This is a genomic window from Actinoplanes sp. NPDC049118, from assembly GCF_040648555.1.
Taxonomy (GTDB): Bacteria; Actinomycetota; Actinomycetes; order Mycobacteriales; family Micromonosporaceae; genus Actinoplanes.
This window is the reverse complement of the sequence record NZ_JBEZDY010000021.1, coordinates 23,848-46,114: the sequence shown is the minus strand read 5'-3', so window position 1 is coordinate 46,114 and position 22,267 is coordinate 23,848. Positions and strand designations below refer to the sequence as shown.

Here is a 22,267-nt window from a genome sequence, read left to right as displayed (position 1 = left end):
ACGCAGGAATTGCGGTCCGGATCGACCTGCGGCAGCGACCGGGCGGCGTCCACGGCCCGCATCGGGCGGTGGAACTGCGGTCTGTGCGGCTCAATGCTGAGCGGTATCGGGATCGCTCACGGTGAGCAGGGTCGCGAGCCGGCGCATCAGGCCCGGCCGGGCGCGGTAGTAGACCCAGCTGGCCCGACGCTCGGCATCGACCAGGCCGGCCTCCCGTAGCGCCTTGAGGTGGTGCGAGATCGTCGGGCCGCTCAGGTCGAACGCCGGTGTCAGGTCGCAGACGCACGCCTCCCCGCCCGGCGCCGAGGCGATCATCGACATCAGCTGCAGCCGGATCGGGTCACCCAGGGCCTTGAACGCCGGCGCGAGCACGGCGGCGGTCTCCGCGGGAATGCGGTTCTCGGCCAACGGCGGGCAGCAGGGCGCGTCCTGGTCGGGCTCGACGGTGGTGAGTGCCGCTGGTTTCGACATACGTCGAGATTGACAGATCTCGAAACCGTGTGCAAGTCTTGGTTTCGACAGTTATCGAAACCGAGCCCGTCAAAGGAGCACGACCATGAGTGACACCCAGACCGCCGGGGCCTGCTGCGGCAATCCGCCCAAGGCCACCTCCGCCCAGCCGGAACCCGCCCAGGCCGCCGCCGCGCCGTGTTGCGGCACCGCGACCGACGCCGCCGCGGAGGGCTCCTGCTGCGGCAGCACCGCCAAGGCCGACGCCGTCGCCTCCGGCCAGGGCTGCTGCGGATGAAACCTTCCGCGACCTGATCTTCATCGAACGCCGCAGCCCCCACGTCAACTGAGGAGTCACATCGTGAGTACCCCGCTGGACGGCCTGCCCGTCGTCGTCATCGGCGCCGGCCCGGTCGGTCTCGCCGCCGCCGCGCACCTCGCCGAGCGCGGCATCGAATACCTCGTCCTGGAAGCCGGCGAGACCCCGGCCACGGCCGTGCGCCAGTGGGGCCACGTCCGCGTCTTCTCCCCGTGGCGCTACAACATCGACGCCGCCGCCCGGCGGCTGCTCACCGACGCCGGTTGGATCGAACCCGACGCCGACATCCTGCCGACCGGCGCCCAACTCGCCGCCGACTACCTGCAGCCCCTCGCGGACCTGCCCGCCCTCAAGCCACACGTGCGCTATGGCGCCCGGGTGACGGCGGTGACCCGCCTCGGCCTCGACCGGCTGCGCACCGCCGGCCGCGATACCACCCCGTTCCTCATCCGCCTCGCCACCGGCGACGACATCCTCGCCCGCGCCGTCATCGACGCCTGCGGCACCTGGGACACCCCGAACGTGCTCGGCGCCTCCGGCATCCCCGCCCACGGCGAGACCGGCGCCGCCGACTTCCTCGAACACGCCCTGCCCGACGTCCTCGGCACCGACCGCGACCGGTTCGCCGGCAAACGCGTCCTGGTCATCGGCGCGGGCTACTCCGCCGCGAACACCCTGCTGCTGCTCGCCGACCTCGCCGAACAGGCACCCGGCACCCAGGTCACCTGGGCGATCCGGGCGGCGACGCCGGCCCGCACCTACGGCGGCGGGACCGCCGACGCGCTGCCCGCCCGCGGCGCCCTCGGCACGGTCCTGCGCGAACACGTCGAGGCCGGCCACATCGAACTCGTCACCGGCTTCGCCGTCGACACGCTCGCACCGCGGCCCGGCGGCGGCATCGAGATCTCCGACGGCACCCGCACGATCGTGGCCGACCGGATCGTGTCCGCGACCGGGTTCCGCCCCGACCACGGCATCGCCGCCGAGCTGCGCCTCGACCTCGACCCGATCATGGGCGCCAGCCGTACCCTCGCACCGCTCATCGACCCGAACGAGCACTCCTGCGGCACCGTGCCGCCGCACGGCGTCGACGAACTCGCCCACCCCGAACCCGGCTACTACGCCATCGGCGCGAAGTCTTACGGCCGGGCACCCACCTTCCTGCTCGCCACCGGCTACGAACAGGCCCGCTCGGTCGTCGCCGCCCTCGCCGGGGACTGGCAGGCGGCCCGCGACGTCCAGCTGAACCTGCCCGAAACCGGCGTCTGCAGCAGCAACGTGCCCGTGGACGCCGACCGGGTCGACGGCGACGGCGGCTGCTGCACCACCCCCGCCACCGGCACGGCCGGGCGGGGCCTGGCCACCGGCATCACCGGCGGGCTGCTCTCCGCGCCGCTGACCCTGCAACCCGTCGCCGCGCCGGCCCCGGAGCAGACCGACGGCTGCTGCGGCTGACCCGGTGACTCAGGCGACACGACCGGCGACGACCGCCGTCCTGCCGGCGCGCGCCTGGTGGATCGTCGCCGCGCTGGCGGTGACACAGACCGTCGGCTACGGCGTGCTCTACTACGCCTTCGCCGTGCTGCTGCACCCGATGGCCGCCGACCTGCACGCCTCCACCACGGCCGTCACCGGCGCGTTGACCGCGTCGGTGCTGGCCGGGGCGGTGATGGCGATGCCTGTCGGCCGCTGGCTGGACCGCAACGGCGGCCGGGCCCTGATGACCACCGGATCCGTCGCGGCCACCGTTCTGGTGGTCGCCTGGTCGCGGGTGCAAACCGTCGCCCAGCTCTACGCGGTGCTCATCGGCATCGGGATCTGCGCCGCCATGGTGCTCTACGAACCGGCCCTGGCCGTCGTGGTCTCCTGGTTCGACCCGCAACGACGCGCCCACGCCGTCCTCGCGGTCATCGTCGTGGCCGGCTTCGCCAGCACCGTCTTCATGCCGCTCACCGGCCTGCTCGCCGACCGGTACGGCTGGCGCACCGCGCTCCTGCTGCTGGCCGTGCTGTACGCCGCGGTCGCGATACCGCTGCACGCCGTCGCGGTCCGTAGACCACCACGACCCGCGACGCAGAAGCGGCCACCGACGCGACGCGACCGCGCCACGGTCGTGCGCGCGGCGGTCCGCGACCGCCGGTTCTGGTGGCTGGCGGCCGCGTTCGTCGCGCACGGCGCGGCGATGAGCGCCATGACCGTCCACCTCGTCGGGTTCCTCGTCCACGAAGGCCATCCGGCCACCTTCGCCGCCACCGTCGCCGGGCTCCTCGGCGTGCTGTCGGTCACCGGCCGGCTGCTACTCACCGGCGCCCAACGCCGCCTGCCACTACCGGCCGTGGTCGCGGCCGTCTTCACCATCCAGGCCGCCGCCGCGTTCAGCCTCCCGATCGTCGGCGCCGGCCGGACCGGCGCCGCACTCGCCGTGGTCGGGTTCGGTATCGGCTTCGGCGCGGCCAGCCTCGTCAAACCCGCCCTGCTCGCCGACCGGTACGGCACCACCGCCTACGGCAGCATCGCCGGCATCCTCGCCACACCCATCACCATCGCCAAAGCGGTCGCGCCCCTCGGCGCCGCCGGCCTGTACGCCGCGGTGGGCTACCCACCGGTGCTCCTCCTGATCGGCGTCGCGTGCCTGATCGCCGCCGCCGGGATCGTGGCCCGGGCCACCTCGCCAACCCCCGTACCGAAAGATCAGCTCACCGGCACGGACACCCCGCACCTCAGCGGGCCGTCGGCCGGCCGCCGCGCTGGTTCCCGATGAGAGTCAGCAGGGCGGCGTGCGTCCGCTCGTCGGCGGCCACGACCAGACCGCCGCCGCCGGCGTGGACCGGCCGGCCGTCCATCCCGGTGACCACGCAGCCGGCCGCCCGGCAGAGGGCGATACCGGCCGCGAAGTGGACGCTGTCGCCCAGGTGGCGATCGCCGTCGGTGACGTAGGCGGCGCGGCGGCCGGCGGCGACCCAGGCCACGGCCAAGGTGGTGGAGACGACGCGGGGGCGGAACCGCTGGATGAAGCCCTCGTCGGCGAGCATCCGGGCGGCCGAGAAGACCTCGCCGTGCGGGAACGGCGGATCGAGGTTGACGTCGACCAGCCCCGATTCGGCCGACGGGGCGAGCATGACGGCGGCGGCCACCCCGCTCGCCGCGCTCAGCGCCTTGATGACGGCGCTGTCGGCGCCGCCGAGGAGCCGAACCGCGTCGGCGTAGCCGAGAGGGCGAGAACGCATCTGCCGCACGGTAGTGCAACGGCTCCCGGTACGCCGCTGGTCGCCCGCTACGACCGGGTCAGGTACACCAGGTACTAACGGTTCCGGGCGCGCAGCGCCTGCTCGAACCTGGTCACGTCCCACGCCTCGGCCAGCGCCTGCCGAACGAGTTCGGCCTGGGTCTGCGGTGCCAGGCCGCCGATGGGCTGGTCCCGGTCGAGGTCGGTGGGGAACGCGTAGCCCTCCGCGGACGCGGCGATGACGTTGTCCACCGAGCCGGAGTAGGCGCGGAGCACCGGGTACAGCGCGGTCGTGATCGCGGCCCGGTCGACGGTCTCCATGGCGCGGCCGAAGGCGGAGGAGACCTGCAGCAGGTTCGCCATGCGCCGGATGCCGGCGGACCGGTTCGTGCCGGCACCGTGGAACACGGCCGGGTTGAAGAAGGCGGCGTCGCCCTTGGCCAGCGGCAGTTGCACGTGGCGGTCGTCGAAGTAGGCCGTGAACGCCGGCTGGTGGAAGGCGATGTAGCCGGCCGGGTACTTCTGTGAGTGCGGCAGGTAGAGCGTCGGGCCGCTCTCCACCGGCATGTCGACGTGCGCCACGGCCCCCTGCAGGGTCAGCGTCGGCGACAGCGCGTGGATGTGCGCCGGGTAGCGCATCGCCTGCTCCTGCGACATGAACCCGAGGTGGTAGTCGCGGTGGGCGACCTGCGCGACGCCGCCGGGGTTGACCACATTGACCTGCGAGGTCACCTGGTAGCCGGCGCCCAGCCATGCCTGGCAGATCAGCGCGAGCGTGTCGTTGTCGTAGTAGGCGGCGAACGCGGCCGGGTCACGCAGCGCGAACTTGTCCAGCGCGCCCCACACCCGGTCGTTGGCCCCGGCCTTGGCGAAATGGTCGCCGCCCGGCACTCCGGCGGCCTTCTGCTCGGCGATCAGGTCGGTGAACACCGCGGTGGCGCGGTCCACCACCGCGGGCGCGAACGCCCCGGTGAACACGACCACGCCGGGCCCGTCCATCAGCGCCCGGGCGAGTTCAGCCTGGAGCTCCGGGGTGTTCGCGACGCCGCCGGCATAGATGAGCACGTTGTCGACGACGTCGGCGGCGTGCGGGTAGTCGGTGAGTTCCGTCTTCTGCTCGCAGACCGCCCGGAATTCCTCCAGGCGGCAGTCCGCGGGTGTGAGCCAGGTCGTCATGCCAGCCAGGCTAGGTCCGGCAGCGACCTCAAAAGCCCTTGAGAAGCCCTCAAAAACCCATCACCGTGTACGGGGTGAAGCACCCGTACCGGATCCGCGAGATCGCCGCCCAGTCCGGCCTCAGCGAAGCCACGGTCGACCGGGTGCTGCACGGGCGCGGCGGGGTCCGGGAGAGCACGATCCGCGAGGTCAGGCAGGCGATCTCCGATCTGGACCGGCAGCGGTCCCAGGTGCGGCTCGGCGGCCGCACCTTCATGGTCGACGTGATCGTGCAGGCACCTCCGCGTTTCTCCGCGGCGATCCGCGCGGCGCTCGAGGCGGAGCTGCCGGGACTGCGGCCGGCGGTGATCCGCGCACGCTTCCACCTGCTGGACCATCCGTCGGCGACCGAGGTGGTGTCGGTGCTCGAACGGGTGGGCCGCGGCAGGTCACACGGCGTGATTCTGAAGGCACCGGACGTACCCGAGATCGTCGCGGCCGTGCGTCGCGGGAACGTCCCCCTGGTCACCCTGGTGACGGATCTGCCCACCAGCCCGCGCATCGCCTACGCCGGGATCGACAACCGCGCGGCCGGCGCCACCGCGGCCTACCTGATCCAGCAGTGGCTGGCCGACCGCGCCGGCGACGTCCTGGTGGTGCGCGGGCGCGGCGCGTTCCGCGGCGAGGACGAGCGGGAGACGGGCTTCCGCGCCGAGCTGCGCGGCCAGGACGTACGCCGCCGCCTGATCGAGGTCGTCGACGCCGAGGACCGCGCCGACGCGGTGCGGGCCGGCATCCGGGAGGCGCTGGCCGCCAACCCGTCGGTGCGCGCGATCTACTCGTTGTACGCCGGCGCCGGGGGCAACGCGGCGGTCGTGGCGGCGTTCGCCGCGCAGCGCCGGCGCTACGACGTCTTCGTGGCGCACGACCTGGACGAGGAGAACACCGCGCTGCTGCGCGAGCGGAAGCTGTCCGCGGTGCTGCACCACGACCTGCGCACCGACCTCCGGCGGGCCTGCCACGCGATCATGCAGGCGCAGGGTGCCCTCCCCGGCCCGATACGCACCAACCCGTCGGCCGTCCAGGTGATCACGCCGCACAACGCGCCGCCGGCGGAGTTCTGACGCCGGTGCCGTTTGACCGCGCAGAGGGCGGGCATTAGCGTTGATTGTGACTGTTGACCCGATTCTTGTTTCGTCCCAAGAGCGCCGGGTCTGCCGGAGGGAACCGTCATGACGACCATCGACGCCCCACAGCGCACCCTGCCCATGTTCCTGGCCTGGCTGGAGCAGGCCCGCGCGCGCGGCCAGGTGCACTACGACGACAAGCAGCAGACCTGGCAGGTGCTCGGCCATCCCGAGGCCGGCGCCATCCTGTCCGACCCGGCGACGTTCTCCTCGGACCTCACGAAGATCATGCCGGCGCAGGGCGACTACGAAGAGTTCCAGAAGGGCAACTTCGTCCGGATGGACCCGCCCCGCCACCGCAAGCTGCGCGGCCTGGTCAGCCAGGCTTTCACGCCCCGGATGGTGGCAGGGCTGGAACCGCGGATCGCCGAGGTCACCACCGAGCTGCTCGACGCGACCGGCGGCAGCGACCGGCTGGACCTGATCGATGCGCTCGCCTACCCCCTGCCGGTCATCGTGATCGCCGAACTGCTCGGCATCCCGGCCACCGACCGGCCCATCTTCCGGCGCTGGGCCGACGTGCTCTTCGACCAGACCGACATCGACCCGGAGCAGTCGCTGCAGAAGACCGGCGAGCAGGCGATGGCCAAGGCGGCGCCGACGATGCGGGAGATGAACAGCTACCTGCTCGACCACATCCGCGCCCGCCGGGCCGCCCCGGGCGCGGACCTGACGAGCAGACTGCTGCAGGCCGAGGTGGACGGCGAACGCCTCGACGACCACGAGATCGTCGGCTTCGTCGGGCTGCTGCTGCTCGCCGGCCACATCACCACCACCGCGACCCTGGGCAACACCGTCGTCAGCTTCGACGAGCACCCGGCCGCGGCCGCCGCGGTCCGCGCCGACCCGAGCCTGCTGCCCGGCGCGATCGAGGAGAGCATCCGCTACCGGACCCCGTTCCCGCGACTGGCCCGCCTCACCACCACGGCCGCACGCGTCGGCGACGCGGAGATACCGCCCGACGCGGTCGTCCAACTCTGGATCACGGCCGCGAACCGGGACGCCCGCGTCTTCGCCGACCCGAACGGCTTCGACATTCGCCGCAACCCCAACCCGCACCTCAGCTTCGGGCACGGAATCCACTTCTGCCTGGGCGCGCCGCTGGCCCGGCTCGAGGCCAGGGTGGCGCTGCGCATCCTGCTGGAGCGCTACCGCGACATCGCCGTCGCGACCGACGCGCCGGTCGAGCACCGCAACCCCTGGCTGATGGTGAGCGTCAACAAGCTACCGCTGGACGTACGACCCGCCTGAGCCGCCGCGCCCCCCGCACCCGCAGCCGGCGGGCGTACCGCCCTGGTCGGTCAGCTGAGATCGTCGAGGACGTCGGCGGCGAGGCCGCGCATGGTGTCCCGGTGCTGCGCCAGGGCGCTTTCCCAGGTGGACTCGTCCAGCTCCGGAACCTGGTGGAAGACCGTCACGCGGGCGTTGCTGGACAGCACCCACAGCTCGATCGTGGCCCGGTCCTTGTGAATTCCGAGGTAGGCCCGATCCTCGAGGCCCGGCTCGGGCCTCTCGTGCCGGATCGAGCCGTCCGTGACCGCCTTGTCGAAGGAGCGCTGGAACTCCTGCGCCGTCGTCTCCGCCGCCGGCAGTGGCCCGTCGCTGCGGTTGAGGTAAAGGGACACGCCGACCGATCCCTCACCCTCACCCCAGGTGCAGTTGATGTTCTGCGCCACCGGGGTGTCCGCGTCTGCCGGGCCGGGCTTGCCGGAGCCCGTCCTGCCAAGCGACGTGGCGACCGTGCCGGTCAGCGTCGGGCAGGCGCCGTCGAGCCCGGTCCACTTCCCGGTGAATGCGTCCGCCGATGCGGAGGGTGTGGCCGGCGTCGCCGGCCGGGCGGGTCCGCCGCAGGCCGCTGCCGGCAGCGCCAGCGTCACGGCCGCCAGCGACGTCAGCGCGAGCCGACGGAACCGGGCGAGTGTGCCGGGCATGGGTCTCCTCTCCAGTTCCCTGACCATTGGACCCGCCATCACGAGGCGACCGCCGCGGGCCACCTGCCGTCCGGGGTCAGCCCGGTGAGGTCCGACTTCTCCGTCTCCAGCGCGAGGATCTGGTTGAGCACGTCGGCGATCCGGGCGCCCAGCGCGGTGATGTAGCCGACGACCTGGTTGACCACTGTGCCGATCACCTCGGAGAAGTGTGCCAACGCGTCCATGACCTGGGTTATGGCGCCCGCTCCGGCGGCGGCCAGGTCGATGCAGGTCGTTGTGACCGCCCCGTACACCTCGCCCATCCGCGCGCCGAGGTCCGCCATGTAGGTCATGTTCGCGGTGGCGGCATCGCCCAGGTACGTGGCCAGGGCCTCGACCTTGTCGGAGGCGTTGGCGATCGCCTGCTGCTGGTCGGCCACCCGCTTCTCGTACGTGAGCCGCGCCGGGCCGCGCCAGGAGTCGATCTCGCCGGACCCGGTCATGTCGCCGTACATGCCCGTCAGGGGGCGGTTGACCCGGTCGCCAAGGTCGAACGCGCGGGAGAACAGCGAGGCGACGGGAATGGAGCCTGCGACGGACTTCTCGGCCTTCTCCAGCAGCTCGCCGATCTTGCGCTTGGCGAGCTCCAGGAGCTGCTGTATCTTGCTCAGCCCATCGCTGATGTCCTCCGTGAACCACTCGAAGAACGAGTCGATCCAGCTGTCCTCGAGTTCCTGCTGCACGTTGCGGATGAAGGCGTTGATCCGCTCGATCAGGTTGTCGAGCTCGGTCCGGGTCTTCGCGATGAGCCGTTCGACGAGTTGGACCGCGCCGTCGAACGCCTGAACCGAGATGGGGGTGTATGCGGAACCGTTTCCGGGGGACGTCACACCAGGACCCTTTCTGCGAGGTGCGGTAGCCGTCAGGAATTCGCGATCTTGTCGAAACTGTCCGCGCTCTCGCCGTCAGTTCGGTCGTATTCGTCCGCGTTCTTCTTCAGCGCGTCGCCCATCTCGTTGAACTTCGTCGACGCGTCCCGGAACAGCTCCGTCAGCCAGGTCTGTGTCGTGCTGTACGCCCCGTGCTGGTCCGCCATCGTCATGGCGGCCGACGCGTCGATGACCGCGAAGGCTGTCGGCTGCAACGTCATGCCCGCCATGGCCTGCGTGATGCTCTCCATCGTGTCGGAGAAGCCGTACCACTTCTTCGCCTCGGCACGGATGCCGTCGGTCGCGACCTCGATGCTGGCCTGGCTGTGCCAGGGATAGTCCGTCATCGCCGCGTCCCCTCCCCGGAGAGCCAGTACGCCGGGTCCTGCTCACGGGTGGCCTGCCGGAGGGCTTCCCGGGCGTCGTCGGCCAGCCGATCGGTGTCCGAGGGCGACAGCCCGTGCGGGTTGACCTCGCTATGGGTGACGCTGAACCCGACCAGCGTCAGACGGAACAGCCCGCGCGGCCCGGCGATCGTTCGCGGCTGCGGCGAGTCACGGAACTCGATGACCCGGTCCGCCCGCCGCATGAGGGTGTAGCCCCGCTCCACCTTCGCTTGCGCGGCGACCCACTCCGCCGCGATGTCCGCCGGCGGATCGGGCTGGGCCTCGCCGAAGCCGAACGGGTCACCCTGCATCGACGACGGGATCGTCCTGCCTTGGCGGCGCATCAGCGCCGCCGCCAGCATCGCCCGCTCCTGGGCGGCGCGCACGGCGTCGAGGATGGCGGATGCGATGCCGGCGGGGCCGACCGTGTGCCACCAGTCGCCGCCGATGCTCAGGTCCACGAACTCGCCCCGCACGTCCACCACGCAGGTGACCGTTGCCGTCCGGTCCGCCGCCGAGATGCGGTCGAGGCCCACCACCGGCGAGCCATTCGGCGTGTGCGCCAGGGTCTCCTCGAGCTCACGCACGAAGTGCCGGGCCTGGTCGGCCCGTAGGGCGTCGCGGCCCGCCGCGCGTCCGGTATGCAGCATGTTTCCCCCGTACCGGCGACGTCCCATCATTGGGACCGGCGAATGTCGGCAAGATCGAATCGTAGCCGCCGGGGCCACCATCGACTGCCCCGCCCGCGTGCCGTACCGCGGAGTACGGTGTGCCGCATGTCCTCGTTCCAGTCCGCCCAGCAGATAGCTCAGACCCGCGAGGTCAGTGCGGCCGCCCTGATCAACGGCCAGTGTGACCTGCGCGGATACCCGTTCCGCCATCTCGGGGTCGTGGCCGACAGCAGCCTGCCGATGCCCCGGACGACCGGCATCCTGATCGCTGCCGAAATCCTCGGCCAGTGGGGCTGGGAACTGGTCAGCGTCACCAAGCCGTTCGAGTCGGTCGACAAGCTGGTGGCCTTCCTCCGCCTCCGCAGCTAGCCCGGCCCGCATTCTTCGTGCGCACCCACCCGCCGGCGAGCCGCAATGAGCGCGACGCCCGCGGCCGGGCACGACCTGTCGTGCTCGCCTACGGGGACGGCCTTGTGTTGCCGGACTTCGGGGTTGTTCAGGTCGAATGGGTTCCCGGTGAGGGAGCGGCGCTGCGAGAATGTCGGAATGGAGGATGTGCGAACCACCTCAGAGGACGACATCCAAGCCGGCGGCGGGATGAGCCGGCGACTCTTCTTCGGCCGGGCGGTCGGGCTCGCCGGCGCCGCCGGCGTGCTGCTGACGCTGACCGGCTGCCCGGGCGGCGACGGAGACGACGACGACGGCGACGACGAGGACGACGACTAGACACGTTTCGTCGGCCTTCGGCGCCCTGACCGGCGGGCGGCCGAAGGAGCGTGTCCCCGCGCACGTGTGACGCAATTGCTTCAGCCCGCCGCCGCGGGAGCCGATCGGGACGGCAAGCGGCGGGAGGCGGACCGGTGGACGACAGCGTGATGGGTGCTGAGGAGTTGTCGGCTGCGCTCCTGGCGCTCGAGGACCAGATCGTCCTGAACATCGAGGACTGCCACGCCTCCGCGGTCGCGCTGGAACAGCGGGCCACGGCCCTCGGCGACGAGGGTCTGATCGTTCGTGCCCGGCTCTGCGCCGCCGGCATGCTCCTGCGTACCGGTGACGTCGCCCCGGCCGCCCGGCAGATCTACGCCATTCACGAGTGGGCCGCCGAGCACGGCGACCGCCGGCTGCAGTCCCGTGCCCACATGGCCTGTGGGAACGTCCAGCGGCTGGCCGGCGACGCGGCCAAGATGCTGGAGCACGCGCTGAGCGCGGTCGAGCTGCTGGACGGGACCGCCACCGCGTACATGCAGGTGGCGCACCGCCTCAGGCTGGCGGAGGCGTTGGCGCTCAACGGGCCGATCGATGCGGCCCGGCCGCGCTTCGGCCAGGCCGAGCAGCTGGCCCGGGAGCTGCGCCAGTGGGAGCTGCTCACGGTGGTGCTCAACAACTGGGCATACATCGAGTACGCCTCGGGCGAGTTCCCCCGCGCCGAGCAGGTGGCCAACCGGCTCATGGAGCACGCGGCAGCGCACGGCTTCGAGCTCGACCCGACGGCACTGGACACGATCGGCGCGATCCAGATCGAGAACGGCCAGTACGAACAGGCCGAAAGGAGCATGCGGCGGTGCATCGCGCGGTATCACGCCGGGTTCAGCGACGACGCCGACGACATGGCGGAGTATCTGCTGACCCTGGCCCGGGCCCTGCGTGGCCTGGGCGACACGGACCGGGCCCAGGCGAGCCTGGACTCCTCCCGTGCGCTGTGCGCCGAGCGGGAGCTGCACGAGGTCATGGTCCGGGTGCACCAGGAACAGGCCGAGCTGCACGCCGCCATGGGTGACCACGCTGCGGCGTTCGCCGAGCAGAAGGTGTTCTTCGCCGCACACGAGAGCCTGCGCTCGCGGGAACGCGAGGCGCGGGTGCAGACGCGGCAGGTGATGTTCGAGACCGCCGAGGCCCGCGAGGAGGCCGAACGGTTCCGGGAACAGGCCCGCCGCGACCCCTTGACCGGTCTTCGCAACCGCCGTTACGTCGACGAGGAACTGCCGGCCCTGATCACCGCGGACCCGGACCTGGCCGTGGCGATCGCCGACCTTGATCATTTCAAGCGGATCAACGACGAACTGTCACACGACACCGGCGACCGGGTCCTCGTGCGGGTCGCCGAACTGCTGGAGACCGAGCTGGCCGCCGTGGCACCGGACGGGTTCGTGGCCCGCCTCGGCGGCGAGGAGTTCCTGCTGGTGCTGCCCGCCACCCCGGTCGCCGCGGCGACCGCGAAGCTCGACCGCATCCGGCGGGCGGTCGGCGACCACGACTGGCAGGGGACCACCGGGAGGCTGCCGGTGACGGTCAGCATCGGTGTGGCGGCAGGGAACGAGAGCACGCCGCGCAGCCAGTCCGCCGCGCTGTCCGCCGCCGACCGCAACCTGTACGCGGCCAAGCGTGCGGGCCGCAACCGCGTCGTCGCGGGAACGCCGCGGGAGAAGCGCAGCCGCGCCTACCGCGACCGCGGCGCGCACTGAGCGGAGGAACTCCGCCTGCCCCGCTTCAGTGTCGGGTCGCGTGGCCGATGTAGGTGCTCGTGCAGGTGGCCGAACTGCTGGAGGCGGGCCTTGCCGCGGTCGCACCGCAGGGGTTCGTCGCCCGCCTCGGTACGGTCTCGGTTTGCTTGATCGACGTGCCCGGAGTGTCAAGAAAACAGCCGATCTGGGGTCTATGGGGTATTCGGTGCTCCGCGACCGGGCCGCCGGGACTCCGTGTATCGCGGGCGTATCTAAAACCGCATACGCCACCGCAACGGCCCCCCGGCTTCAATGGGCCCATGAACCACAGCCCATCCCTGTCGGTACCGCCCAGCCGCACCCGCCGGATCGTGCTCCTGAGCCTGGCGCTTCTCGGCCTGGCGAGCGCGGTGTACGCCGTGCGCCGGCCGCTCATGATGTCGGCTCCGAGGTGCCTGGCCGGGCGGTGGCACGGCTGCCTCGACACGGAGAACGGCGTCCTGCTCACGATGCTGGTCGGTCTGCCGTTGGCCGTACTGGTGGCGTGGGTTCTGGCGCGCCGTCGGCGCGCCGCCGGCATCACCTGGGCGTGGCGGATGTCGCTGGCCGAGGTGGGCATGCTCTACGGGACGGTGCCGTTCCTATGGGTGACCATGATGCCGGGCCCGGGGGCCGGCATCGTCTCCGGCCGGGTGAGCCTGGTCCCGCTGCGGGACCTGGCGACGATGGGGCCGGTCGGGATCGTCGGCAACCTGCTGATCTTCGCGGCGCTCGGGTTCTTCGCTCCGATGCGGTTCGCGGCGCTGGCGTCCGTGCCGCGGATCCTGGCGCTCGGTGCGGGCTGCTCGGTCCTGGTCGAGACCGCACAGTACGTCCTGCGGCTGGACCGGGTGTCCTCCGTGGATGACGTCCTGGTCAACGCCGCCGGCGCCGCGCTGGCCGCGCTGGCGTCACGCCCCTGGTGGCGCACCGCCGCGTGTCCGGTACGCGTACCCGATGATGTTTTGATCGAATCGTAGGCTGCAGGCATGCGCGTACTGATCGTGGAGGACGAGCCTCACCTGGCTGAGGCCGTCCGTGACGGTCTGCGGCTGGAGGCGATCGCCGCCGACATCGCCGGCGACGGCGACTCGGCCCTGGAGCTGCTCAGCGTCAACTCCTACGACCTCGCGGTCCTCGACCGCGACATCCCCGGCCCCTCCGGGGACGAGGTCGCCCGGCGCATCGTCGCGTCCGGCAGCGGCATTCCGATCCTCATGCTCACCGCCGCCGACCGGATCGACGACAAGGCCTCCGGGTTCGAGCTCGGCGCCGACGACTACCTCACCAAACCGTTCGAACTGCGGGAGCTCGTCCTGCGGCTGAGGGCGCTCGACCGCAGACGCGCGTACGCCCGGCCTCCGGTCCGCGAGATCGCGGGCCTGCGGCTCGACCCCTTCCGCCGGGAGGTCTTCCGCGACGAACGCTACGTCGCGCTCACCCGCAAGCAGTTCGCCGTGCTGGAGGTACTCGTCGCAGCCGAGGGCGGGATCGTCAGCGCGGAGGAGCTGCTGGCGCGGGCCTGGGACGAGAACGCCGACCCCCTCACCAACGCCGTGCGCATCACCGTCTCCGCGCTGCGCAAACGGCTCGGCGAGCCGTGGATCATCGCCACGGTGCCCGGCGTCGGCTACCGCATCGACACGGCACCCGGCCGGACGTGAGGGAGGGGACCGTGGACAGGGCGCCCGGTTTCAGCGTTCGCCTCAGACTCACCCTCAGCTACGCGGGGTTCCTCATGCTTGCGGGCGCCCTGCTGCTCGCCGTGGTGTGGGTGTTCCTGCTGCGTTACGTGCCCGAGGTGATCCAGCCGGGTCCCGGCCGAGGCTCGCCGGGCTACGTTCCCCAGAGTTTCGTGCCCAACCGGTCCGACCTGCTGCGCGCCTTCGCGCCGAAGGCGGCGGCAGTGCTGGCCTTTCTGCTGATGTTCGGCCTCCTGGGTGGATGGATTCTGGCCGGCAGCATGCTCGCGCCCCTGATCCGCATCACGCAGGCCACCCGCCTGGCCGCGGACGGGTCGCTCTCCCACCGGATCCGGTTGGAGGGCCGCAAGGATGAGTTCCGCGAGCTCGCCGACGCCTTCGACACCATGCTCGCCCGGCTCGAGGCGCACGTCGCCGAACAGCAGAGATTCGCGGCCAACGCCTCACACGAACTGCGCACCCCGCTGGCGATCTCGCGGACGCTCCTCGACGTCGCCCGCAAGGACCCCACGCGGGACTTCGACGAGCTCGTCGAACGCCTGCACGCCGCCAATACCCGGGCGATCGACCTCACCGAGGCCCTCCTGGTGCTCAGCCGTGGCGACCGCGGAGACTTCACCCGCGTGAGCGTCGACCTCTCCCTGGTCGCCGAGGAGGCCGCCGAATCGCTGCTTCCCCTCGCCGAGCAGCGCCGGATCACGCTGGAGGTCACCGGCGGGGCGGCCCGTACCAGCGGCTCCGCCGAGCTGCTCCTGCGGATGGTGACGAACCTCGTCCAGAACGCGATCGTCCACAACCTCCCCGCGGGCGGCACGGTGACGGTGCACACCGAGGCGCACGGCGACACGAGCGTGCTGCAGGTCGAGAACACGGGCCGGCGGCTCCCGCCGGAACTGGTACCGACCCTCACCGAACCCTTCCAGCGCGGAACGGAACGCGTACGCACCGACGAGCACGTCGGCGTCGGCCTCGGCCTGGCCATCGTGCACAGCATCGTCCGCGCCCACGACGGGACCCTCGACCTCGTACCCCGTACCGCCGGCGGGCTCCTCGTCACGGTCCGGCTTCCCGGCACGCCGTAGGGGCCACGACGCACCGGGCTGTCGAAGGTGTCAGTGCCAGACCTTGAACCGGACCTTCTGGATCTCCGGCTCGATGTAGTCGACGTCGTACAGCACCAGGTATCTGGCGTTGTCGGGGACGTTGCGGGCCAGCACCGTACGGCTCGTGCCGCACGCGGTCACCGGCTCGGTGTAGGTGAGGGAGCCGTCGACCAGCGGCCAGAAACCGACGAGGAAGGTCTGGCACCGGTCCTCGGGGTTCGCCGGATCCGCGACGTGCGAGGCGCTCACCGTCGAACAGCGGGAGTTCGGCGTGCGCAGTTCCCCGGTGGCGACGCGGCCACCCTCGTAGTGGCCGGCGGGAGGCCGGATCGCGACACATCCGCGGGTGGCGGGGGAGGGCGGTGCGGCGGTGACTGTACGGGCCGCCTTGTCGACGACGGTCTTCCACGCCGCGTAACGGGTCTCGCCCGGCTCGGCGGCGGTGTGCACCGAGATCAGGCTGTGCCCGAGACGCAGGACGTACCCGTACCTTCGGGTGCCGGCCCGGTCCATGCCCGCGCCGGTGCTGGAGGTCTCGAACCGGACGGCGCTCCGCCCGGAGATTGTGGTCCGCTGCCACCGCAGCGTGCGCTCGAACTCGGTGCTGGTCCGGCTCGGCAGCGCCGTCACCCGCCTGACGTTGAGGGCGGTCAGCGGGTACTCGCTGTCGGGCGCGATGGTGAACCGGGTCGGGTGGAACTGGGCGCAGACCTCCCGCGGGCGGATCTGGGTGGTGTGCCAGCCGCGCGGGTATTCGACGGAGTAGTTCTCGGGGGAGTTGACGCAGCGCCGCCACGCCTGCGGCGCCGGTGTCCTCGCCGCCGAGGCGGCCTGGTTGACGGCAACGGCAGCGTCCGGCACGGCGGCCGGTGGCGCCGCCGCGGCCTTGACGGGCGTGGCGGGCTGACCGCAGGCGCCGATGCCGAGCGCACTGACGGCGAGCACGGCGGCGAGCACCAGCCGGGTTCCTGGCCTGCCGAAACGATGTCTTCGCATCGCATGTCTCCTTCACTGGTAGAGAACCATCACCCGGTTAGTCACCGCGGCAGCAGCGATGGTTCGCACGCCGCCATGCCGGATTTCGAAGTCATACAGAAAATGTTCTGCATGAAAGTCTCTGCATGCGCTATCGTCGGCCCATGACCGACCCTCAGCAGGACCGCCAGGTCACCGATCCCGCCGATCTCAAGGCCGTGGCCCACCCGCTGCGGGTCCGCATGCTCGCCCTGCTGCGCCGGCACGGTCCGGCGACCGCCACCGAGCTGGCGCAGCGGCTCGACACCGAGACCGGCTCGACCAGCTACCACCTGCGCATCCTGGCCAAGCACGGGTTCATCGCCGAGGCGGCGGCCGGCCCGCAGGGGCGCCGGCATCCCCGGGAGCGCCGCTGGGAGGCCGTGCACCGCACCACCGGCTGGAGTAACACGCAGCTGGCGGCGACGGAGGCCGGCCGGGAGGCGGCGGCCATGATGCGCCGCCGCCAGGTCGAGGTCCTCATCGGTGACGTCGAACGCTTCGAGACCGAGCAGGACGAGCTGGAGCCGGCCTGGGTCGAGGCCGCCGGCATCGGCGATCTCCAGGTGCGGCTGACCCTGGCCGGCCTCGCCGAGCTGTGGGACCGCTTCTACACCCACCTCGACGAGTTGCGGGCACGCGACTCCGATGACCCGGCGGCCGCCGTCGTCTCCGTCGTGGTGGCCGGGTTCCCCCGCGCCTCGGACCGATGACCGGCGTGGCGGCCGCGCGCCGCTACGCGCTGCTGAACTTCCTGCTGTGGCTGCCGGCCGGCCTCTACCTCGTGCCGCTCGTCCTGCTGATGCTCGAACGCGGCCTGCCGGTGTCCACGATCGCCGCGGTCGGCATCGTCTACGGGCTCACCACGGCGGTGCTCGAGCTGCCGACCGGCGGACTCGCCGACGTGCTCGGGCGGCGGCCGGTCCTGATCGCCTCGGCCGTGGCCGGCGCCGCCGGGCTGCTGTTGCTGGGCCTCGCCGGCTCCGTCGCGCTCCTCCTGGCCTCCGCCGTCCTGCGTGGTGCGGCCCGAGCCCTGTCCACCGGCCCGCTCGAGGCCTGGTACGTCGATACCGTGCACGCCGAACTGGGCCGCGACGCCGACCTGACCGGCGGCCTGGCCCGCGGCGAGGTGGCCGCCTCCCTGGCGCTGGGCGCCGGCACCCTGGTCGGCGGGCTGCTGCCGCTGGCGCTGGGGGACACCGGCCCGCTGCCGGCGCTGGCCGTACCGGTGCTGATGGCCTCCGGCGTGGAGGTCCTGCGCGCACTGGTCACCACCAGGCTGCCCGAGCCGCCTCATCCGCGCCCCGCGGCGGGAGCCGTCCTGCGCGGCGTGCCCGCTACCGTCGCGGCCGGGCTGCGGGTGGCCGGTCGCGACCGCACCCTGACCCGGTTGCTGCTGGCCGCCGGTGGGGCGGGCATCGCGCTGGGCACGATCGAGCTGCTCACTCCCGCCTGGCTGGCCGGGCTCTCCTCGGGTACCCGGGCCGCCGCCACCTACGGGGTGGTCGCGGCGGCCGGGTTCGGCGCGGACGCGATCGGCGGCCTGCTCGCCGCCGCGACGGTGCGCCGCTTCGGCTCGCACGCCCGGGCCGCGGCGGCCGGCTGGACCGTGTCGGCGCTGGCCCTGGCCGGGCTGGCCGGCTGCGCGCTGCTCTCCGGGGCGGTGTCCATGGTCCTCGCCGGGTTCGCCTACTGCGTGCTCTTCATCGGACTCGGTGCCGCCTTCCCGGCGCAGGCGCACCTGCTGCACGAACGGGTCGAGCCGGGGGAGCGGGCCACGGTCCTGTCCGTACAGTCGCTGCTGATGCAGGCCGTCGGCGCGGTGGGCATCGCGCTGATCGGCTGGCAGGCGACCCGGAACGGTGTCGCGGCGGGCTACGCCATCAGCGCGGTGGTCCTGCTCGCTTCGGCCGGGCTCTTCCTGCGCGTGCGCCGGGCCAAGATTTCGGTGCGAGCCCGGGCATGTCCGACACGCGGCGGTCCCGAGTTGTTGAAAGATGGCCTCCGTGGGGTTTGCGAAGAGTAGTCGTCCCGTCACGGTAGATGAGCTCAGCGACTGGAACGCACGGGAACTGGCGCGTGAACGAGTCAGCCGCCGCTCCGTACTGAAGGCCGTCATGGCGGGCGCCGGCGGATACGCGTTCGCGCAGTTCCAGCTCGCCGAGGCCGCCTTCGCCGCCGGCGGGGGCAAGGCGGGCCAGGCCGGGGTGGTGGTGTCCGGCCGCCACCTGTCGTTCGTACCCGGCGCCGACGGCGTGCTGCGACCCGCGATGGGCGTGACGGCGCAACTGGTGAGCAAGACCGGCAACCTGCCACCCAAGCTGCGGGCCTTCGTCGACGTCGGCGAGGCCCCGGGGCAGTACGGCACCCGGGTCGAGGCGGGCATCAACCACCTGGTCGGCCAGTACGCGATCCCCGGCGGGCCGATCGGTAGCCAGTTCTACCTCAAGGCGACCGTCGGCGGACTGCGCCCGGGCATGGTGTACCACTACCGCATCCGGCTCTCCGACGGCACCGTCAGCGGCGACGCGCACTTCACCACCGAGCCCGCGCGCGGCTCCGTGGTGCCGGCCCCGTTCACCTTCACCGCCTTCGCCGACGTCGGCACCAACACCGCACCCACCGATCCCCGGTACGCCTGGGGCCAGGACCCCTCATCCGTCATCGCCGCGGGTGGCACCTGGCCGGCGGGCGTCTTCGACGACAACTCGTACCTGCCGGACGATCCGGTCGCCGGGCCGCAGGGCACCGACAAGCGTCCCGCGCTGACTCAGACCCTGCTCATGGCCACGCAACGGCCCGTCTTCACGTTGCTGGCCGGCGACATCTGTTACGCCAACCCGTCCGGCTCGGGCCTGCCCGCGGATGACACGACGGCGCTCACCCGGATCGCGCCGAAGGGCAAGAACCTCTACAACCCGTACGTCTGGGACGTCTTCCTCAACCAGATCGAGCCGCTGGCCGCCTACACGCCGTGGATGTTCGCCACCGGCAACCACGACATGGAACCGCTCTACGGCAACACCAAGTTCCTCGGCGACAGCCCCACCCACGGGTACGGAGGCCTCGTCGAACGCCTGGACTTCCCGGCCAACGGCCCGAAGACCTGCCCGTCTGTGTACCGGTTCGTCTACGCCAACGTGGGCATGATCTCCATCGACGCCAACGATCTGTCCGCCGAAATGCAGACCAACACCGGCTACTCCGGCGGCGCACAGCTGAGCTGGGTCAAGCGCACGCTGCGGGAATGGCGTACCGAGCGGGCCAAGGACATCGACTTCATCGTCGTGTTCCAGCACCACTGCGCGTACTCGACGACGAACAACCACGCCTCCGACGGCGGGGTACGCGACGCGCTCGACCCCCTGTTCAGCGAGTACCAGGTCGACCTGGTCATCCAGGGCCACAACCACCTGCTGGAACGCACCGATCCGATCCGGTACGGCAAGCGGACGCGGTCCGCACCCGACGGCTCGACCCTCCACCCGGTCGAGGACGGCGTCACGTACATCTGCGTCGGGTCCGGCGGCCGCCCCCGGTACCCGTTCCGGCAGGCGCCGGGCCCCGCCGCGCCGCCTCCACCCGGTGTCACGCCGACCGGACCGCAGCTGCTCGCCTCGGGTCAGCGCTACCGCGGCTACCAGCCGCCCGGCGGTTCCAACACCGGCGAGAACAACACCGAGAGCATCGTCAACAGCTACTTCTGGTCGAAGGAGAACACCAAGGTCAAGGCGGCCGGCTTTCCGGGGGGCAGCCGGGTACCGGAGGTGGTCGATTGGTCGCAGGTCCGCTACGACGACTATGCGTTCATCGCCGTCGACGTCGTGCCCGCCGCCCGCGGGGCACGCACCACCCTCACGGTGCGCAGCCTCGCCGACGCGCTGCCGGGCAGCAAGGACCCCTACACCGAGATCGACCGGATCACCCTGGCGCGCACCGCCGGCCGCGCCGCGATCACGCAGACGGGCTGATGGAGGTCAGCCCAGCGCGGCGGCCTTGCGCAGCAGCACTGAGCGTTCGCGCTGGTTGGCACAGAGCCGGGCGGCCAGCTCCAGCTCGGCGCGCGCCTCCGGTCGCCGTCCGAGCCGGGCCAGCAGCTCGCCGCGTACGGTCGGAACCAGATGCGAACCGGGTAGCCGGTCCGCGGCGATCAGTTCGTCCACGATGGCCAGGGCCGGTGCCGGACCCGAGGCCATGGCCACCGCGACGGCCCGGTTGAGCTCGACGACCGGCGAGGGCGCGACCCGGCCGAGCGCCTCGTAGAGCACCACGATCCGGTCCCAGTCGGTCGCCTCTACGGAGGGTGCCGACGCGTGGGCGGCGGCGATCGCGGCCTGCAGGCCGTAGGGGCCGAGTCCGCGAGGCGACGCCTTGGCCAGCGCGGCCAGCCCGCGGCGGATCGCCGAGAAGTCCCACCGCCGCCGGTCCTGGTCCTCGAGCAGGACCGGCGAACCGTCCGGGCCGGTCCGGGCCGGGAAGCGCGCGGCGGTCAGCTCGCAGAGCGCGAGCAGGCCGTGCACCTCCGGCTCGGCCGGCTGCAGCGCGGCCAGCGTGCGAGCCAGCCGGATCGCCTCGTACGCGACGTCGGGGCGCAGCAGCCGGTCGCCGGACGTGGCCGTCGACCCCTCGGTGAAGATCACGTAGATGACGCTGAGCACGCCGCCCAGCCGCTCCCGGCGCTCGGCGGCCGGCGGCAGCTCGAACGGCACCCCGGCCGCCGCGATCGTCTTCTTGGCCCGGGTGATGCGGGCCTGCACGGTCGGCACGGGCACGAGGAACGCGCGGGCGATCTCCTCGCTGGACAGGCCGCCGACCACGCGCAGGGTCAGCGCCACCCGGGCCTCCGGGGAGAGCACCGGATGGCAGCTGATGAACATCAGCGCCAGGACGCCGTCGTCGATCCCGTCGGGATCGATCTCCTCGTCGACCGAAGGGCCGGCACCCGGGTCGGCCGACAGCAGGGCGTATCGCTCCTGCAGGGCGGTCCGGCGGCGGATCGCGTCGATCGCACGACGCCGGGCCGTGGCCATCAGCCAGCCGGCCGGATTCGCCGGGGAGGCGAGCGGCCACGACACCAGCGCCTCGGCCACCGCCTCCTGGGCCGCGTCCTCGGCCAGCCCGAAATCGCCGGTGAACCGGGTCAGCGCGGCGACGATCCGCGCCGACTCGATCCGCCAGACGGCCTCGACGTCGGTCGTGCCCATCAGGGCTGGACGGTGCTGTCCTGCGGGACCTCGTCCTCCTCGGGCACCCGCCGGACCTCGATCTTGGACCCGGGGGTCGCCGGGACCCGCTTCGCCCACTCGATCGCCTCCTGTTTCGAGGCGACATCAAGCAGGAAGAAGCCCCCGAACAGCTCCTTGGTCTCCCCGTACGGCCCGTCCGTGACCACCGGGACCTCGCCGCTGAAGTCGACGACGGCGCCCTTGCCCGGATCGTCCAGCCCCTCGGCGCCGAGGAGAACGCCGGCCTTCATCATCTCCTCGATGAAGACGCGGGTCCTGGCGATCCCCTCCTCGATCGAGGCCATCATGGCGGCGTTGGACTCATCGGTTCCCCGCATGATCAGCATGTACTTCGGCATCGCGTTCTCCTCATCCGGCGGGGCCGCCTCTCGGCCCTCGCACCCACACGTCGAACGAGCGTCCCGCGGATCGACACGGCGCAGCCGAATCCGTCCGCCCAGTCTGCACGCCGGGTCCGGGTACCCGGTGGAAGCGGTGCGGCCCCACGG

23 protein-coding genes and 1 pseudogene are annotated in these 22,267 nt (G+C 71.9%); 14 read left to right on the top strand and 10 right to left on the bottom strand.

Annotation, left to right across the window (positions count from 1 at the left end; translation table 11 throughout):
• Nucleotides 1-90 precede the first annotated feature (90 nt).
• Nucleotides 91-471, bottom strand: a complete 381-nt coding sequence (locus tag AB0B58_RS29435; protein ID WP_360230116.1) for a metalloregulator ArsR/SmtB family transcription factor — start codon at nt 469-471, stop codon at nt 91-93.
• A gap of 85 nt (nt 472-556) precedes the next feature.
• Here AB0B58_RS29435 and AB0B58_RS29430 point away from each other — a divergent pair, with 85 nt between their 5' ends.
• The 3 genes from AB0B58_RS29430 to AB0B58_RS29420 all read left to right on the top strand — a co-directional run bounded on the left by AB0B58_RS29430 (nt 557) and on the right by AB0B58_RS29420 (nt 3,530).
• On the top strand, nt 557-748 hold the full coding sequence (locus tag AB0B58_RS29430) for a hypothetical protein (protein WP_360230114.1): 192 nt from the start codon (nt 557-559) through the stop codon (nt 746-748).
• A 63-nt stretch (nt 749-811) separates the two neighbouring features.
• Entirely contained in the window at nt 812-2,224 is a 1,413-nt protein-coding gene (locus AB0B58_RS29425) for an FAD-dependent oxidoreductase (protein ID WP_360230112.1), read from the top strand.
• 4 nt (nt 2,225-2,228) lie between these two features.
• Nucleotides 2,229-3,530, top strand: coding sequence for an MFS transporter (locus AB0B58_RS29420; RefSeq protein ID WP_360230110.1), 1,302 nt, complete (start codon nt 2,229-2,231; stop codon nt 3,528-3,530).
• Here AB0B58_RS29420 and AB0B58_RS29415 read toward each other — a convergent pair.
• Both AB0B58_RS29415 and AB0B58_RS29410 read right to left on the bottom strand, forming a co-directional pair.
• Nucleotides 3,490-3,885, bottom strand: a pseudogene (locus tag AB0B58_RS29415) (inositol monophosphatase family protein); the annotation flags it as partial. The gene AB0B58_RS29420 and the pseudogene AB0B58_RS29415 overlap by 41 nt on opposite strands.
• Nucleotides 3,886-4,070: 185 nt before the next feature.
• Nucleotides 4,071-5,171, bottom strand: coding sequence for a phytanoyl-CoA dioxygenase family protein (locus AB0B58_RS29410; RefSeq protein WP_360230108.1), 1,101 nt, complete (start codon nt 5,169-5,171; stop codon nt 4,071-4,073).
• Between the two features lie 74 nt (nt 5,172-5,245).
• Here AB0B58_RS29410 and AB0B58_RS29405 point away from each other — a divergent pair, with 74 nt between their 5' ends.
• Nucleotides 5,246-6,274: a LacI family DNA-binding transcriptional regulator gene (locus AB0B58_RS29405; RefSeq protein ID WP_360230106.1), complete on the top strand. Its 1,029-nt coding sequence runs from the start codon at nt 5,246-5,248 to the stop codon at nt 6,272-6,274.
• A gap of 108 nt (nt 6,275-6,382) precedes the next feature.
• Nucleotides 6,383-7,588 (top strand): cytochrome P450, encoded by a 1,206-nt coding sequence (locus tag AB0B58_RS29400; RefSeq protein ID WP_360230104.1) that lies wholly within the window; start codon nt 6,383-6,385, stop codon nt 7,586-7,588.
• A 50-nt stretch (nt 7,589-7,638) separates the two neighbouring features.
• Here AB0B58_RS29400 and AB0B58_RS29395 read toward each other — a convergent pair whose 3' ends face one another.
• The 4 genes from AB0B58_RS29395 to AB0B58_RS29380 are packed head-to-tail and all read right to left on the bottom strand — an operon-like array spanning nt 7,639 to nt 10,212.
• Nucleotides 7,639-8,268 (bottom strand): hypothetical protein, encoded by a 630-nt coding sequence (locus AB0B58_RS29395; protein WP_360230102.1) that lies wholly within the window; start codon nt 8,266-8,268, stop codon nt 7,639-7,641.
• Between the two features lie 38 nt (nt 8,269-8,306).
• Complete coding sequence (locus tag AB0B58_RS29390) at nt 8,307-9,137, bottom strand: hypothetical protein (protein WP_360230100.1); 831 nt, start codon at nt 9,135-9,137, stop codon at nt 8,307-8,309.
• A 32-nt stretch (nt 9,138-9,169) separates the two neighbouring features.
• The gene (locus AB0B58_RS29385; RefSeq protein ID WP_360230098.1) at nt 9,170-9,523 is read right to left on the bottom strand and encodes a type VII secretion target; all 354 of its coding nucleotides are present in this window, start codon (nt 9,521-9,523) and stop codon (nt 9,170-9,172) included.
• A complete protein-coding gene (locus AB0B58_RS29380) occupies nt 9,520-10,212 on the bottom strand; it encodes a hypothetical protein (protein ID WP_360230096.1) in 693 nt (230 codons plus the stop codon). The genes AB0B58_RS29385 and AB0B58_RS29380 overlap by 4 nt, the downstream gene beginning before the upstream one ends.
• A 126-nt stretch (nt 10,213-10,338) precedes the next feature.
• On the opposite strand from AB0B58_RS29380, the gene AB0B58_RS29375 reads away from it, so the two are divergent.
• The 6 genes from AB0B58_RS29375 (at nt 10,339) to AB0B58_RS29350 (ending at nt 15,498) form a co-directional block, all read left to right on the top strand.
• Nucleotides 10,339-10,602: a transcriptional regulator gene (locus AB0B58_RS29375; RefSeq protein ID WP_360230094.1), complete on the top strand. Its 264-nt coding sequence runs from the start codon at nt 10,339-10,341 to the stop codon at nt 10,600-10,602.
• A 177-nt stretch (nt 10,603-10,779) separates the two neighbouring features.
• Complete coding sequence (locus tag AB0B58_RS29370) at nt 10,780-10,959, top strand: hypothetical protein (protein ID WP_360230092.1); 180 nt, start codon at nt 10,780-10,782, stop codon at nt 10,957-10,959.
• 134 nt (nt 10,960-11,093) lie between these two features.
• Nucleotides 11,094-12,695 carry a diguanylate cyclase gene (locus AB0B58_RS29365; RefSeq protein WP_360230090.1) on the top strand — a complete coding sequence of 534 codons (1,602 nt, stop codon included), beginning with the start codon at nt 11,094-11,096 and terminating at the stop codon, nt 12,693-12,695.
• Nucleotides 12,696-12,994: 299 nt separating this feature from the next.
• Entirely contained in the window at nt 12,995-13,693 is a 699-nt protein-coding gene (locus tag AB0B58_RS29360) for a VanZ family protein (protein WP_360230088.1), read from the top strand.
• 9 nt (nt 13,694-13,702) lie between these two features.
• Nucleotides 13,703-14,377, top strand: coding sequence for a response regulator transcription factor (locus tag AB0B58_RS29355; RefSeq protein ID WP_360230086.1), 675 nt, complete (start codon nt 13,703-13,705; stop codon nt 14,375-14,377).
• Nucleotides 14,378-14,388: 11 nt separating this feature from the next.
• Nucleotides 14,389-15,498 (top strand): HAMP domain-containing sensor histidine kinase, encoded by a 1,110-nt coding sequence (locus AB0B58_RS29350; protein ID WP_360230084.1) that lies wholly within the window; start codon nt 14,389-14,391, stop codon nt 15,496-15,498.
• Nucleotides 15,499-15,528: 30 nt separating this feature from the next.
• On the opposite strand, the gene AB0B58_RS29345 is transcribed toward AB0B58_RS29350, so the two are convergent.
• A complete protein-coding gene (locus AB0B58_RS29345; protein ID WP_360230082.1) occupies nt 15,529-16,515 on the bottom strand; it encodes a hypothetical protein in 987 nt (328 codons plus the stop codon).
• A gap of 143 nt (nt 16,516-16,658) precedes the next feature.
• Here AB0B58_RS29345 and AB0B58_RS29340 point away from each other — a divergent pair, with 143 nt between their 5' ends.
• The 3 genes from AB0B58_RS29340 to AB0B58_RS29330 are packed head-to-tail and all read left to right on the top strand — an operon-like array spanning nt 16,659 to nt 20,504.
• Nucleotides 16,659-17,246, top strand: a complete 588-nt coding sequence (locus AB0B58_RS29340; RefSeq protein ID WP_360230080.1) for a helix-turn-helix domain-containing protein — start codon at nt 16,659-16,661, stop codon at nt 17,244-17,246.
• Nucleotides 17,243-18,559, top strand: coding sequence for an MFS transporter (locus AB0B58_RS29335; protein ID WP_360230078.1), 1,317 nt, complete (start codon nt 17,243-17,245; stop codon nt 18,557-18,559). Before AB0B58_RS29340 ends, AB0B58_RS29335 begins: the two co-directional genes overlap by 4 nt.
• Complete coding sequence (locus AB0B58_RS29330; RefSeq protein WP_360230076.1) at nt 18,531-20,504, top strand: metallophosphoesterase family protein; 1,974 nt, start codon at nt 18,531-18,533, stop codon at nt 20,502-20,504. Before AB0B58_RS29335 ends, AB0B58_RS29330 begins: the two co-directional genes overlap by 29 nt.
• A gap of 6 nt (nt 20,505-20,510) precedes the next feature.
• On the opposite strand, the gene AB0B58_RS29325 is transcribed toward AB0B58_RS29330, so the two are convergent.
• Both AB0B58_RS29325 and AB0B58_RS29320 read right to left on the bottom strand, forming a co-directional pair.
• Entirely contained in the window at nt 20,511-21,737 is a 1,227-nt protein-coding gene (locus AB0B58_RS29325) for a DUF6596 domain-containing protein (protein WP_360230074.1), read from the bottom strand.
• The gene (locus AB0B58_RS29320) at nt 21,737-22,117 is read right to left on the bottom strand and encodes a YciI family protein (protein ID WP_360230072.1); all 381 of its coding nucleotides are present in this window, start codon (nt 22,115-22,117) and stop codon (nt 21,737-21,739) included. The genes AB0B58_RS29325 and AB0B58_RS29320 overlap by 1 nt, the downstream gene beginning before the upstream one ends.
• Nucleotides 22,118-22,267 lie beyond the last annotated feature (150 nt).

What these genes read in the sequence shown, in the direction of transcription:
- AB0B58_RS29375 (WP_360230094.1), top strand. Translation starts at nt 10,339, where the DNA reads ATGTCCTCGTTCCAGTCCGCCCAGCAGATAGCTCAGACCCGCGAGGTC.
- AB0B58_RS29395 (WP_360230102.1), bottom strand. Translation starts at nt 8,268, where the DNA reads ATGCCCGGCACACTCGCCCGGTTCCGTCGGCTCGCGCTGACGTCGCTG.
- AB0B58_RS29340 (WP_360230080.1), top strand. Translation starts at nt 16,659, where the DNA reads ATGACCGACCCTCAGCAGGACCGCCAGGTCACCGATCCCGCCGATCTC.
- AB0B58_RS29345 (WP_360230082.1), bottom strand. Translation starts at nt 16,515, where the DNA reads ATGCGAAGACATCGTTTCGGCAGGCCAGGAACCCGGCTGGTGCTCGCC.
- AB0B58_RS29335 (WP_360230078.1), top strand. Translation starts at nt 17,243, where the DNA reads ATGACCGGCGTGGCGGCCGCGCGCCGCTACGCGCTGCTGAACTTCCTG.
- AB0B58_RS29370 (WP_360230092.1), top strand. Translation starts at nt 10,780, where the DNA reads ATGGAGGATGTGCGAACCACCTCAGAGGACGACATCCAAGCCGGCGGC.
- AB0B58_RS29400 (WP_360230104.1), top strand. Translation starts at nt 6,383, where the DNA reads ATGACGACCATCGACGCCCCACAGCGCACCCTGCCCATGTTCCTGGCC.
- AB0B58_RS29360 (WP_360230088.1), top strand. Translation starts at nt 12,995, where the DNA reads ATGAACCACAGCCCATCCCTGTCGGTACCGCCCAGCCGCACCCGCCGG.
- AB0B58_RS29330 (WP_360230076.1), top strand. Translation starts at nt 18,531, where the DNA reads ATGGCCTCCGTGGGGTTTGCGAAGAGTAGTCGTCCCGTCACGGTAGAT.
- AB0B58_RS29410 (WP_360230108.1), bottom strand. Translation starts at nt 5,171, where the DNA reads ATGACGACCTGGCTCACACCCGCGGACTGCCGCCTGGAGGAATTCCGG.
- AB0B58_RS29355 (WP_360230086.1), top strand. Translation starts at nt 13,703, where the DNA reads ATGCGCGTACTGATCGTGGAGGACGAGCCTCACCTGGCTGAGGCCGTC.
- AB0B58_RS29325 (WP_360230074.1), bottom strand. Translation starts at nt 21,737, where the DNA reads ATGGGCACGACCGACGTCGAGGCCGTCTGGCGGATCGAGTCGGCGCGG.
- AB0B58_RS29435 (WP_360230116.1), bottom strand. Translation starts at nt 471, where the DNA reads ATGTCGAAACCAGCGGCACTCACCACCGTCGAGCCCGACCAGGACGCG.
- AB0B58_RS29380 (WP_360230096.1), bottom strand. Translation starts at nt 10,212, where the DNA reads ATGCTGCATACCGGACGCGCGGCGGGCCGCGACGCCCTACGGGCCGAC.
- AB0B58_RS29385 (WP_360230098.1), bottom strand. Translation starts at nt 9,523, where the DNA reads ATGACGGACTATCCCTGGCACAGCCAGGCCAGCATCGAGGTCGCGACC.
- AB0B58_RS29430 (WP_360230114.1), top strand. Translation starts at nt 557, where the DNA reads ATGAGTGACACCCAGACCGCCGGGGCCTGCTGCGGCAATCCGCCCAAG.
- AB0B58_RS29320 (WP_360230072.1), bottom strand. Translation starts at nt 22,117, where the DNA reads ATGCCGAAGTACATGCTGATCATGCGGGGAACCGATGAGTCCAACGCC.